Genomic DNA, 12,472 nt, shown 5'->3' on the forward strand with positions numbered 1-12,472 from the left:
AATCAATGGAAGACGCTCTTTCTGAACTCGGCGAGTACATTGCGCTCAAGCTGGGCGAAGCGCTTGATGGGTACAACGTCGCCTATGGCGAGTTGACGCTTGAGGCGAAGCCCGACGCGATTCTCAACGTCATGCGCACACTGCGCGATGATCCGCGCTGCCAGTTCATTTCCATAATTGACGTGTGTGGCGTCGACTATCCCGAGCGCGCCCAGCGCTTTGATGTCGTCTATCACTTGCTCAGCCCGCAGCAGAATCTCCGCATTCGCGTACGGGTCGTGACTGACGAGGTGACACCCGTTCCCTCCATCACCGGCGTTTTCCCCGGGGCGGACTGGTTCGAGCGCGAAGCCTACGACCTTTACGGTATCCTGTTCTCCGGTCACCACGATTTGCGCCGCATCCTGACCGACTACGGCTTTGACGGCCATCCGCTGCGCAAGGATTTCCCGCTGACCGGCTTTGTCGAGGTCCGCTATGACGAAGAGCGCAAGCGTGTCGTCTACGAGCCCGTCAAGCTGGCGCAGGAATTTCGGAATTTCGATTACCTTTCGCCATGGGAAGGCACCGATTACGTGCTGCCCGGCGACGAGAAGGCCAAGCAATGACCGAGCACGACGTCCGCACGTTCAACATCAACTTTGGCCCGCAACACCCCGCGGCGCATGGCGTTCTGCGACTTGTTCTCGAGCTCGACGGTGAAGTTGTCGAGCGCGTTGATCCCCATGTCGGCCTCCTGCATCGCGGCACCGAAAAGCTGATCGAGGCCAAGACCTATCTCCAGGCCGTACCCTATTTCGACCGCCTCGATTACGTGGCGCCGATGAACCAGGAACACGCCTTTGCCCTGGCTGTCGAAAAGCTCTTGGGAATCGAAGTGCCGTTCCGCGGGCAACTCATTCGCGTGCTCTATTCCGAAATCGGGCGTATTCTCTCGCACATGCTCAACGTCACAACCCAGGCATTGGACGTTGGCGCGCTCACTCCCCCGCTTTGGGGATTCGAGCAGCGCGAGCAGCTCATGGTCTTTTATGAGCGCGCCTCCGGCTCCCGCATGCACGCCGCTTTCATTCGGCCCGGCGGCGTCCATCAGGACCTGCCGCAGGACTTGATCGACGATATCGCCAAATTCACCGAGACCTTTCCAAAGGCGCTCGACGACCTCGATCAGCTCATCACCGGCAATCGCATCTTCAAACAGCGCAACGTGGACATTGCCACCGTTTCGCTCGAGGACGCATGGGCCTGGGGTTTTTCGGGCGTCATGGTGCGCGGCTCGGGTGCGGCATGGGATTTGCGTAAAAGTCAGCCCTATGAATGCTACGACCAGCTCGAATTCGACATTCCGGTGGGCAAAAACGGCGATTGCTACGACCGTTACCTCATCCGCATGGAAGAGATGCGCCAGTCCAATTCGATCATGCGCCAGTGCGTCGATCTGCTCAACACGCCCGAAGGGCAGGGGCCGGTCTCCACAATGGATGGCAAGGTGGTCCCGCCCAAACGCGGCGAGATGAAGCGCTCCATGGAAGCGCTCATCCATCACTTCAAACTCTACACCGAAGGCTTCCGTGTGCCTGAGGGAGAGGTTTACGCAGCCGTTGAAGCGCCTAAGGGCGAGTTCGGCGTCTATCTGGTGTCCGATGGCACCAACAAGCCGTATCGCTGCAAGATTCGCGCCCCCGGGTTCGCGCATCTGCAAGCCATGGATTTTCTCTGTCGCGGGCACCTTCTGGCCGACGTTTCGGCCATCCTCGGATCCCTCGACATCGTGTTCGGAGAGGTTGATCGCTGATGAGCGTGCGTCGCCTTGCAGAAGAAACTGTCCAGCCCGCAAGCTTTTCCTTTTCCAAGGAAAATACTGCCTGGGCAAGAAAACGCATCGCCATGTATCCGGCTGGCCGGCAGCAGTCGGCGGTCATTCCGCTGCTTATGCGTGCGCAGGAACAGGATGGTTGGGTATCGCGCGCGACGATCGAATCGGTCGCGCAGATGCTCGATATGCCCTATATCCGGGTTCTGGAGGTTGCGACGTTCTACACTCAGTTCCAGCTCCAGCCGGTCGGGTCCCGCGCGCATATCCAGGTGTGTGGTACCACCCCCTGTATGCTGCGCGGCGCAGAAGACATCCGCGCCGTCTGCCAGAAGCACATTCATGCCGAACCGCACCATCTCAACGACGATGGAACCATGAGTTGGGAAGAGGTCGAATGCGCCGGGGCTTGCGTCAACGCGCCAATGGTGACCATCGGCTTTGATACCTATGAAGATCTGACGCCCGAGCGCTTCGAGGAAATCCTGATCGCCTTCCGCGATGGAAAGGGCGATACGGTTCCGACCGGTCCGCAGAATGGCCGGAAGTTCTCCGCGCCGCTCGACGGACAGGTGACGCTGCTCGAAGATCCGACCAAAGCCCCGCCCCATCAGGATGCCGGTCGTGTTGAGGGAAAGGCGAAGGCCACAAAGCCCGGCCGCAAGCAGGAGATCGACGAGGAAGCCGCGCCAGCCATCAAAGGGCCGTCCGGTTCCGGCAAGGTTTCGGAGGCTGAGGCCGTCTCGGCAGAGAAAAAGGCCGCCGGCCCTGCAAAACGCAAGCCAGGTCAGGCTGGCCGCGAAGGCGCAACCGGCGCTGAATCTCCTGCCGTAGAAAAGACGGGCAGCGAAACGGGCCAGAAGACCAAGACGACAAGCCGCTCCCCGGGCAAACAGCAGGAAGCGGTTGCAACATCCGCCGGCACGACTCCCGACAGCGCCCCATTGTTTACGCCGCCGGAAGGCACTGCCGACGATCTCAAGCTCATTTCTGGGGTCGGTCCGGTGATCGAGCGTAAGCTCAACGATCTGGGTATCAAGCAATATGCACAGGTCGCGGCATTCACTGACGCCGAGGTCGATCAGGTCGATGCCGTGCTCAATTTCAAGGGCCGCATCGCACGCGACAACTGGAAGGGCCAGGCAAAGGCGCTGGCCGACGGTGGCGTCGACGAATATGTCCGCGTCTTCGGCAAGAAGCCGCGCTAGGGGATTTGATCGATGCTTACGGATCAGGATCGCATTTTCACAAATCTCTACGGCCAAGGCGATTGGGGCCTTGAGGGAGCACGTCGCCGCGGCTCGTGGAATGGTACGAAGGATTTGCTCGACCAAGGCCGCGATTGGCTGACCAACGAGGTCAAGGCCTCCGGTCTGCGCGGTCGTGGCGGCGCAGGTTTTTCAACCGGCCTGAAATGGTCGTTTATGCCCAAGGTCAATGACGGTCGCCCTCACTACCTCGTCGTCAACGCCGACGAATCCGAGCCGGGCACATGCAAGGACCGCGAAATCCTCCGTCACGACCCGCACCATCTGATCGAAGGCTGTTTGATCGCCGGCCGCGCCATGGATGCTCACGCCGCCTATATCTACGTGCGCGGCGAGTTCATGCGCGAACGCCACCGGCTCGAGGCCGCCGTGCAACAGGCTTACGACGCAAAGCTCATTGGCAAAAACAACATTCACGGTTGGGACTTCGACATCATCGTCCACCATGGCGCCGGCGCCTATATTTGCGGCGAGGAAACCGCGCTGCTCGAATCCCTCGAGGGCAAGAAGGGCCAACCCCGCCTGAAGCCGCCATTCCCCGCCGGCATGGGGCTTTATGGCTGCCCGACCACCGTCAACAACGTCGAATCCATCGCTGTCGTGCCGGAAATCCTGCGCCGCGGTGCATCCTGGTTCGCAGGGCTGGGCCGTGACAACAACACCGGCACCAAGCTCTTCTGCGTCTCCGGCCATGTCAACAATCCGGCGACCTTCGAAGAAGAGATGGGCACTCCGTTCGACGTGCTGATCGAAAAGCATTGCGGCGGCATTCGCGGCGGCTGGGACAATCTGCTGGCCGTCATCCCCGGCGGCTCGTCGGTGCCCTGCGTGCCCGGCGAGAAGATCAAATCCGCGCATATGGATTTCGATGGTTTGCGCGAAGTCGGCTCCTCGCTTGGCACCGCCGCCGTGATCGTCATGGACAAGTCCACCGATATCATTAAGGCCATCTGGCGCCTTTCGGCTTTCTACAAGCACGAGAGCTGCGGCCAGTGCACGCCGTGCCGCGAAGGTACGGGCTGGATGATGCGGGTGATGGAGCGCATGGTGCGCGGCGAAGCGCAAAAGCGCGAGATCGACATGCTGTTTGCCGTCACCAAGCAGGTTGAGGGCCACACGATCTGCGCTCTGGGCGATGCCGCGGCATGGCCGATCCAGGGTTTGATCCGCAATTTCCGTCCCGTGATCGAAGCGCGGATCGACGCATACACCTACAAGTCCACCACCGATGGCGCCGTGCCCTCGGTTGCGGCGGAGTAAGAACGAATGGCGCAAATCAAGGTCGATGGCGAACTGATCGAAGTTCCCGATCACTTCACGCTGATGCAGGCCGCCGAGGCGGCCGGCGCGGAAATCCCGCGCTTCTGCTACCACGAGCGTCTGTCGGTGGCGGGCAACTGCCGCATGTGTCTGGTTGAAGTTAAGGGTGGGCCGCCCAAGCCCCAGGCAAGCTGCGCCATGAGCGTACGCGATCTGCGGCCGGGCCCGAACGGCGAAGCGCCCGAAATGTTCACCAACACGCCCATGGTCAAAAAGGCCCGTGAAGGCGTGATGGAATTCCTGCTCATCAACCATCCTCTCGATTGCCCGATCTGCGATCAGGGTGGCGAGTGCGATCTGCAGGATCAGGCCATGGCCTATGGCGTGGATACATCCCGCTATTGGGAGAACAAGCGCGCCGTCGAAAACAAGCACATCGGCCCCTTGGTCAAGACGATCATGAACCGGTGCATTCACTGCACCCGCTGCGTACGCTTCACCACCGAAGTGGCTGGCGTTTCGGAATTGGGCCTGATCGGTCGCGGTGAGGACGCAGAGATTACGTCGTACCTCGAACAGTCGATGACCAGTGAATTGCAGGGCAATGTCATCGATCTCTGCCCGGTTGGGGCGTTGACCTCCAAACCCTATGCCTTCCAGGCCCGTCCCTGGGAACTCAACAAGACCGAATCCATCGACGTCATGGATGCTGTCGGCTCCAACATCCGGGTCGATTCCCGTGGCGGCGAAGTCATGCGCGTCCTGCCGCGCATTCATGAGGGCATCAACGAGGAATGGATTTCCGACAAGACCCGTTTCATCTGGGATGGTCTGCGCACCCAGCGTCTCGACCGCCCCTATGTGCGCAAGAGCAAAAAGCTTCAGGCCGCATCCTGGAATGAAGCTTTCGCCGCGGTCGCAGCGCTGGTCAAAACCGCCGAGCCGGGCCGCATTGGCGCCATCGCGGGCGATCTGGCCGGTGTTGAGGAAATGTATGCCCTCAAGGCCCTCATGGCGTCCCTCGGCTCGACCAATATCGATGCTCGTCCCGCCGGTTCGGCGCTCGACCCGAAAAAGGGCAGGGGGTCGTATGTCTTCAATCCCACCATCGCCGGGATCGAACAGGCAGACGCTATCCTGATCATTGGCGCAAATCCGCGCCGCGAGGCTGCACTGGTCAATGCCCGCATCCGCAAGGCGTGGCGCGCTGGCGGCGTGGAAATCGGCGTGATCGGCGAAGCCGCCGATCTGACCTATGATTATGCCCATCTCGGTGCCGGCATCGACACCCTGTCCGATCTCGCTTCGGGCAAGGGCAGCTTTGCCAAAGTGCTCAAGAATGCCCAGCGCCCCATCGTCATCGTCGGTGAGGGTGCAGTGACGGGTGCATCCGCAAAGAATGTTCTCGGACTTGCCACGCAGATCGCCAAGACCGCCGGCGCGTTGAACGCGGATTGGAACGGCTTTGCGGTCCTGCACAACGCAGCCTCGCGGGTCGGCGCCCTCGATATCGGATTTGTTCCCGGACGAGGCGGGCTCGATACCGCGGGCATGCTCAAGGCCGCTGGCGCCGGAAAGCTCGATGTTCTCTTCGTGCTTGGCGCCGATCAAATCGACATGTCCGCACTTGGCGAAACCAAAGTTGTTTACATCGGAACGCACGGCGACGCAGGCGCACACCGCGCCGACGTCATCCTGCCCGCTGCTACCTACACCGAAAAATCGGCGACCTACGTCAACACCGAGGGCCGCGTGCAGATGACCGCGCGGGCGGTTTTCGCACCGGGCGATGCCAAGGAAGACTGGGCGATCCTGCGGGCGCTTTCGTCGGTTCTTGGCCAGCCTTTGCCATTTGACTCGCTTTCGGCCCTTCGTGCCCGGCTTTATGGGGAATATCCCCATCTTGCCCAGCTCGATGCCATTGCACCGGGCAGGGCATCCGATGTATCCGCTCTGGCAGATACTGCAGCGCCGAAGTCGACCTACGCCCTGATCTCTCCGATCGGCGACTTCTACCTCACCAACCCCATAGCGCGTGCGTCAGCCGTAATGGCCGAATGCTCGCAGCTCATGTCGGGTCTGAAACAGGCCGCGGAGTAAGGCAGCGATATGGACTGGATTGTATACGCGCTCGACTATCTGCTCGGTGCCCCGATCCTCGGGTTGGGCACCATGGTCGGGTTTGTCTGGAAGGCGCTATTGCTGCTGGTGACCCTTCTGGTGTTCACCGCCTACGTCCTGCTGGCCGACCGCAAGATTTGGGCCGCTGTCCAGATTCGCCGGGGCCCCAACGTGGTGGGCGCCTTCGGCCTGTTCCAGAGCTTCGCAGACCTTCTCAAATTCGTCTTCAAAGAACCGCTGATTCCGGCTGGTGCCGACAAAGCGGTCTTTCTTCTCGCACCGCTTGTCAGCGTGCTCCTGGCCCTTTCGGCCTGGGCCGTCGTGCCGGTCGCCGAGGGCTGGGCGCTGGCCGATATCAATATCGGCATCCTCTATATCTTTGCGATCTCCTCGCTCGGCGTCTATGGCATCATCATGGGCGGCTGGGCATCGAACTCGAAATATCCGTTTCTGGGCGCCCTGCGTTCCGCTGCGCAGATGGTGTCCTACGAAGTCTCCATCGGCTTTGTTATCGTGACGGTTCTGCTTTGCGTCGGATCGCTCAATCTGACCCATATCGTGATGGCGCAGCAGGCCGGTGGCCTGGCCCATATTCTCGGCGTGCCTTGGCTGACCTTCTTGAACTGGTTCTGGCTGCCGCTGTTCCCGATGTTCGTTATCTTTTTCATTTCGGCCCTCGCCGAAACGAACCGCCCGCCCTTCGATCTTCCCGAAGCCGAATCCGAACTCGTCGCCGGCTTCATGGTGGAATATGGCTCGACCCCTTACATGATGTTCATGCTGGGCGAATACGTGTCGATCATTCTGATGTGCGCGCTCACCACCATCCTGTTCCTGGGTGGCTGGACCGCGCCGATCGATCTGCCTCCCTTCACCTGGATCCCGGGCGTCGTATGGTTCGTTCTCAAGCTCTCGCTGGTCTTTTTCATGTTCGCCATGGTGAAGGCCTTCGTCCCCCGTTACCGCTATGACCAGTTGATGCGTCTGGGTTGGAAAGTCTTCCTGCCGATCTCGCTGGTCATGATTGTTGTCGTTGCCTTTGTTCTCCAGCTCACGGGCTGGGGCTGGCACGGCGGTATGGCATAAGGAGAGAACCACAAATGAAAGCCTTGCGGTTTCTCGACGCTCTGCTGCTCAGGGAGTTCGTATCGACCTTCTTTCTGGCCATGCGTTACTTTTTCGCGCCCAAGCCCACCATCAACTACCCGTTTGAAAAGGGCGAGGTTTCACCGCGCTTCCGGGGCGAGCACGCCCTGCGCCGCTATCCCAATGGTGAAGAGCGCTGCATCGCCTGCAAGCTGTGCGAAGCGATCTGCCCGGCCCAGGCCATTACGATTGAAGCAGGCCCGCGCCAGAATGACGGCACCCGACGCACGGTGCGTTACGACATCGACATGGTCAAATGCATCTATTGCGGCTTCTGCCAGGAAGCCTGCCCGGTAGATGCTATTGTTGAAGGCCCCAATTTCGAATTTGCAACCGAGACGCGTGAGGAGCTCTACTTCTCCAAGGACCGTCTCCTGGCCAATGGCGACCGTTGGGAGCGTGAACTTGCTGCCAATATCGCCCTTGATGCACCGTACCGTTAGGAGCGACAGGTGACCTTGCCGCTGTTTTTCTTCTACCTGTTCTCGACCATCGTCGTTGCCTCGGCGATCATGGTGATTTCCTCGCGAAATCCTGTGCACTCGGTGCTGTTTCTCATCCTGGCCTTCGTCAATGCGGCGGGCATCTTCATGCTGGCCGGGGCCGAGTTTCTGGCGCTTATTCTCATCGTGGTTTATGTCGGCGCAGTCGCCGTGTTGTTTCTGTTCGTCGTCATGATGCTCGACGTGGATTTCGCCGAACTGCGCAGGGGCATCCTTCAGTATGCACCCATCGGCGTCGTGGTGGGCGTGATCCTGCTGCTCGAGCTTTTGCTGGTCGCGGGCTCGGCGTATTTGGCGGAAAACACCCGCGCCCTCGGGCAGGTGCTCTACACAAACTACATTTATCTCTTCCAGGCATGCGGCCTCGTGCTTCTGGTGGCCATGATCGGAGCGATCGTTTTGACCCTGCGCCACAAGCCTAATGTCAAGCGTCAGGATATTGCCGCACAGGTGGCACGAACCAAGGCGACGGGCGTCGAAATCGTCAAGGTCGAGAGCGGAAAAGGGCTATAGGGGGACTATGATGACACCGGTAATCGGGCTCGGTCACTTCCTGACCGTAGCTGCAATTCTGTTCACGGTTGGCGTGTTCGGGATATTTCTCAATCGCAAGAACATCATCATCATCTTGATGTCGATCGAGTTGATCCTGCTTGCGGTCAATATCAACTTTGTCGCGTTTTCGTCCCATCTGGGCGATTTGGTCGGGCAGGTGTTTGCGCTTCTGATCCTGACAGTCGCCGCCGCCGAGGCCGCCGTCGGCCTTGCGATCCTCGTGATCTTCTTCCGCAATCGGGGCTCGATCGCGGTCGACGACGTCAACATGATGAAGGGCTAGAGCGTCCATGATCCAGGCAATTGTATTCCTGCCGCTGATCGGCGCGCTGGTTGCTGGTCTTTTCGGCCGCTCCATTGGGCACAAGCCCGCGGAAATCATCACCACCTCGCTGCTGATGGCTGCCGCCGTGCTTTCGTGGGTCGTTTTCCTGCCGTTCTTTCTCGGAGATGGCGAGGCCTACAAGGTCACTGTCATGACCTGGATTCATTCGGGCGATCTCCAGATCGATTGGGTGCTGCGCGTAGATACGCTGACGGCTATCATGCTGGTGGTGGTCAACACTGTCTCCTCGCTGGTTCACCTCTATTCCATCGGCTATATGCACGAGGACCCGCACCGCGCGCGGTTCTTTGCCTACCTCTCGCTCTTTACCTTCGCCATGCTCATGCTGGTGACCGCCGACAACTTCGTTCAGATGTTCTTTGGCTGGGAAGGCGTGGGTCTCGCATCCTACCTGTTGATCGGCTTCTGGTACCAAAAGGAATCCGCGCGCGCGGCCGCCGTCAAGGCGTTCGTCGTCAACCGCGTGGGCGATTTCGGTTTTGCATTGGGTATTTTCGGTACTTTCTTCCTCCTCGGAACACTCGGCTTTGATGAAACCTTCGCGGCGCTTCCCGGAGCTGCCGACGCTTCAATGCCGTTCTTGTGGTGGGACGCACACGCGATGACGGTGGTTTGCCTCCTGCTCTTCATGGGCGCCATGGGCAAGTCGGCGCAATTCCTTCTCCACACCTGGCTGCCCGACGCCATGGAAGGTCCGACGCCGGTCTCGGCGCTCATCCATGCCGCCACCATGGTGACCGCCGGCGTGTTCATGGTCGCGCGGTTATCGCCAATGTTCGAGCTGAGCGAGACGGCGACGCTGTTCGTGATCTATATCGGCGCCATCACCGCTTTCTGTGCGGCAACCATCGGCCTGGTTCAAAACGACATCAAGCGCGTTATCGCCTATTCCACGATGTCCCAGCTGGGCTACATGTTCGTAGCCCTCGGTGTAGGCGCCTATTCCGCAGGCATATTCCACCTGTTCACCCACGCCTTCTTCAAGGCACTTTTGTTTCTTGGTGCCGGCTCGGTCATTCACGCCATGCACCACGAGCAGGATATGCGCAACATGGGCGGCATCGCCCGCAAGATCCCGATTACCTATGCCATGATGCTCATCGGAACGCTGGCGCTGACCGGTGTCGGCATTCCGGGCACTTCGTTTGGCTTTGCCGGGTTCTTCTCCAAGGACGCGATCATCGAGGCATCGTACGCCTTCGGCGGCACCGCGGGTTCGCTTGCCTTCTGGTTGCTGGTCATCGCCGCCCTGTTCACGAGCTTTTATTCCTGGCGTCTGGTGCATCTCACCTTCCATGGCCCGACGCGCGCCGATCACCACACGTTCGATCATGCTCACGAGAGCCCGAACGTCATGCTGATCCCGCTCTACGTTCTCGCCGTCGGCGCGGTGTTGTCAGGCGTGGTGTTCTACGATGCCTTCTTTGGCCATGCCGAGCACATCGTGCACTTCTTCCATGGCGCAATTGTTGTTGACGAGCATATTATCGAGGAAGCGCACGGTGTTCCGACCTGGGTGAAGTGGTCGGCAACCATCGCCATGCTGATCGGGTTCATGACCGCTTGGTACATGTATATCCGCAACCCGGCCGCGCCCAGGCAACTCGCCGCCGAACAACCGCTGCTCTACAAGTTCCTGCTCAATAAATGGTACTTCGACGAGCTCTATGATCGCATCTTCGTTCGACCGGCCCGCTGGATCGGCACCGCGCTCTGGAAAGGGTTCGATGACTGGCTGGTCGATCAGACCCTCGTCGAGGGCCTTGGCCGCCGCGTCAGGCAGGTCACCGGCTACGTTACGCGCCTGCAGTCGGGCTATCTCTATCACTACGCCTTCGCCATGCTCATCGGCGTTGCCGCCCTTATCACTTGGGCCATCGCCGCCGGGGGACTTCTGGGATGATCCTTGAAAACAACATCCTGACCATCGTTACCTTTCTGCCGCTGGTCGGGGCCTTCTTCATTCTGCTGACCCCGGGTGGCGATGCCGTCGCTGAACTCAACATCAAGCGGATCGCGCTTGCCACAACGGTGGTGACCTTCGTGTTCACGCTGGTCATGTGGGGCATGTTCGATCCCGACACAGCCGATTTCCAGTTCGTCCAGAACCATACCTGGCTCGGCGATGTCATCGGCTACCGCATGGGCGTCGATGGTATTTCGGTCCTGTTTATCGTGCTCACCGGGCTATTGATGCCCATGTGTATCCTTGCGAGCTGGGAGTCGATTTCCTTCCGCATCCGCGAATACATGGTGCTGTTCCTGGTCCTCGAAATGCTGATGATCGGTGTTTTTGCGACGCTCGATCTGGCCATGTTCTACGTGTTCTTCGAGGGCACTCTGGTCCCGATGTTCCTCATCATCGGCATCTGGGGTGGCAAACGGCGCATTCAGGCCTCCTACAAGTTTTTTTTCTATACCTTCATCGGCTCGGTCCTGATGCTGCTGGCCATCATGGCCATGTACTGGCAGGCCGGTACGCTCGATATCGCGCGGCTGCTCGATTACGATTTCCCCGAGAATATGCAGTACTGGCTCTGGCTGGCCTTCTTTGCCTCGCTGGCTGTCAAGATGCCCATGTGGCCGTTCCACCGCTGGCTGCCAGAAGCACACGTCGAAGCGCCCACGGCCGGCTCGGTGATCCTTGCCGCAATCCTGCTCAAGCTTGGCGGCTACGGCTTCCTGCGCTTCTCGCTGCCCATGTTCCCTGATGCGTCGTTGTATTTTTCGAACTTCGTGTTCTTCCTTTCGGTCGCCGCGATCATCATCACTTCGCTGGTGGCGCTCGTTCAGACCGACATCAAGAAGTTGATCGCCTATTCTTCGGTGGCGCACATGGGCTTTGTGACCATGGGCATTTTTGCCGGAAATGTTTACGGCGTTCAGGGGGCGATCTTTCAGATGATCTCGCACGGCATCGTGTCGGGCGCGCTGTTCTTGTCGGTCGGCGTCATCTACGATCGCATGCACACGCGTGACATCAATGCCTATGGCGGACTCGTCGAGCGCATGCCCAGATACGCCTTTGCGTTCATGGTGTTCACAATGGCCAATGTCGGCCTGCCGGGCACTTCGGGCTTTGTCGGTGAGTTCCTGACGCTGCTGGCCATCTTCCAGGTCAACACCTGGTTTGCGGTGTTTGCCACAACCGGTGTCATCTTGTCGGCATGCTATGCGCTCTGGCTTTACCGCAAGATCATCTGGGGCGCGCTCGAGAAGGAAAGTCTAAAATCCATTCTCGATCTCAATGCCCGTGAAATGGTGACGATCGTTCCCCTGATCATCCTCACCATTCTTTTTGGTTTCTACCCGGCGCCCCTGATGGACGCGATGTCCACCTCGGTGGGTGCGCTTGTCGATCAGTACCAGGCCGCCGTCGGCATCGAACCGATGTCTGCGCTCGTTGATGTGACGGTGCCCGCGGCCGATGCCGCAGCACCCGTCGCTACGGCTCATTAGG

General features: G+C 59.6%; 11 protein-coding genes. All 11 read left to right on the plus strand.

All coding sequences use genetic code 11. From position 1 onward, the window contains the following. Positions 1–5: 5 nt before the first annotated feature. The 11 genes from KKY_RS06330 to KKY_RS06380 all read left to right on the plus strand — a co-directional run bounded on the left by KKY_RS06330 (position 6) and on the right by KKY_RS06380 (position 12,471). On the plus strand, positions 6–608 hold the full coding sequence (locus KKY_RS06330) for an NADH-quinone oxidoreductase subunit C (protein ID WP_014130488.1): 603 nt from the start codon (positions 6–8) through the stop codon (positions 606–608). Continuing rightward, positions 605–1,795 (plus strand): NADH-quinone oxidoreductase subunit D, encoded by a 1,191-nt coding sequence (locus tag KKY_RS06335; protein ID WP_014130489.1) that lies wholly within the window; start codon positions 605–607, stop codon positions 1,793–1,795. The genes KKY_RS06330 and KKY_RS06335 overlap by 4 nt, the downstream gene beginning before the upstream one ends. Further along, positions 1,795–3,021 (plus strand): NADH-quinone oxidoreductase subunit NuoE, encoded by a 1,227-nt coding sequence (nuoE, locus tag KKY_RS06340; protein WP_014130490.1) that lies wholly within the window; start codon positions 1,795–1,797, stop codon positions 3,019–3,021. Before KKY_RS06335 ends, nuoE begins: the two co-directional genes overlap by 1 nt. A gap of 12 nt (positions 3,022–3,033) precedes the next feature. Next, complete coding sequence (gene nuoF, locus KKY_RS06345; protein WP_014130491.1) at positions 3,034–4,341, plus strand: NADH-quinone oxidoreductase subunit NuoF; 1,308 nt, start codon at positions 3,034–3,036, stop codon at positions 4,339–4,341. A 6-nt stretch (positions 4,342–4,347) separates the two neighbouring features. After that, positions 4,348–6,441: an NADH-quinone oxidoreductase subunit NuoG gene (gene nuoG / locus KKY_RS06350; protein WP_014130492.1), complete on the plus strand. Its 2,094-nt coding sequence runs from the start codon at positions 4,348–4,350 to the stop codon at positions 6,439–6,441. A 72-nt stretch (positions 6,442–6,513) separates the two neighbouring features. Beyond that, positions 6,514–7,548: an NADH-quinone oxidoreductase subunit NuoH gene (gene nuoH / locus KKY_RS06355; RefSeq protein ID WP_050811784.1), complete on the plus strand. Its 1,035-nt coding sequence runs from the start codon at positions 6,514–6,516 to the stop codon at positions 7,546–7,548. Between the two features lie 14 nt (positions 7,549–7,562). Continuing rightward, a complete protein-coding gene (gene nuoI / locus KKY_RS06360) occupies positions 7,563–8,051 on the plus strand; it encodes an NADH-quinone oxidoreductase subunit NuoI (protein ID WP_014130494.1) in 489 nt (162 codons plus the stop codon). 69 nt (positions 8,052–8,120) lie between these two features. Further along, on the plus strand, positions 8,121–8,624 hold the full coding sequence (locus KKY_RS06365; protein WP_050811785.1) for an NADH-quinone oxidoreductase subunit J: 504 nt from the start codon (positions 8,121–8,123) through the stop codon (positions 8,622–8,624). Positions 8,625–8,634: 10 nt separating this feature from the next. Further along, complete coding sequence (nuoK, locus tag KKY_RS06370; RefSeq protein ID WP_014130496.1) at positions 8,635–8,949, plus strand: NADH-quinone oxidoreductase subunit NuoK; 315 nt, start codon at positions 8,635–8,637, stop codon at positions 8,947–8,949. Between the two features lie 7 nt (positions 8,950–8,956). Then, positions 8,957–10,915, plus strand: coding sequence for an NADH-quinone oxidoreductase subunit L (nuoL, locus tag KKY_RS06375; protein WP_014130497.1), 1,959 nt, complete (start codon positions 8,957–8,959; stop codon positions 10,913–10,915). Then, positions 10,912–12,471 carry an NADH-quinone oxidoreductase subunit M gene (locus KKY_RS06380; protein ID WP_014130498.1) on the plus strand — a complete coding sequence of 520 codons (1,560 nt, stop codon included), beginning with the start codon at positions 10,912–10,914 and terminating at the stop codon, positions 12,469–12,471. Before nuoL ends, KKY_RS06380 begins: the two co-directional genes overlap by 4 nt. Position 12,472 lies beyond the last annotated feature (1 nt).

The organism is Pelagibacterium halotolerans B2 (assembly GCF_000230555.1).
Taxonomy (GTDB): Bacteria; Pseudomonadota; Alphaproteobacteria; order Rhizobiales; family Devosiaceae; genus Pelagibacterium; species Pelagibacterium halotolerans.

Coding starts and splice junctions, on each gene's coding strand:
- KKY_RS06330 (WP_014130488.1), top strand. CDS start 6: ATGGAAGACGCTCTTTCTGAACTCGGCGAGTACATTGCGCTCAAGCTG.
- KKY_RS06335 (WP_014130489.1), top strand. CDS start 605: ATGACCGAGCACGACGTCCGCACGTTCAACATCAACTTTGGCCCGCAA.
- nuoE (WP_014130490.1), top strand. CDS start 1,795: ATGAGCGTGCGTCGCCTTGCAGAAGAAACTGTCCAGCCCGCAAGCTTT.
- nuoF (WP_014130491.1), top strand. CDS start 3,034: ATGCTTACGGATCAGGATCGCATTTTCACAAATCTCTACGGCCAAGGC.
- nuoG (WP_014130492.1), top strand. CDS start 4,348: ATGGCGCAAATCAAGGTCGATGGCGAACTGATCGAAGTTCCCGATCAC.
- nuoH (WP_050811784.1), top strand. CDS start 6,514: ATGGTCGGGTTTGTCTGGAAGGCGCTATTGCTGCTGGTGACCCTTCTG.
- nuoI (WP_014130494.1), top strand. CDS start 7,563: ATGAAAGCCTTGCGGTTTCTCGACGCTCTGCTGCTCAGGGAGTTCGTA.
- KKY_RS06365 (WP_050811785.1), top strand. CDS start 8,121: ATGGTGATTTCCTCGCGAAATCCTGTGCACTCGGTGCTGTTTCTCATC.
- nuoK (WP_014130496.1), top strand. CDS start 8,635: ATGACACCGGTAATCGGGCTCGGTCACTTCCTGACCGTAGCTGCAATT.
- nuoL (WP_014130497.1), top strand. CDS start 8,957: ATGATCCAGGCAATTGTATTCCTGCCGCTGATCGGCGCGCTGGTTGCT.
- KKY_RS06380 (WP_014130498.1), top strand. CDS start 10,912: ATGATCCTTGAAAACAACATCCTGACCATCGTTACCTTTCTGCCGCTG.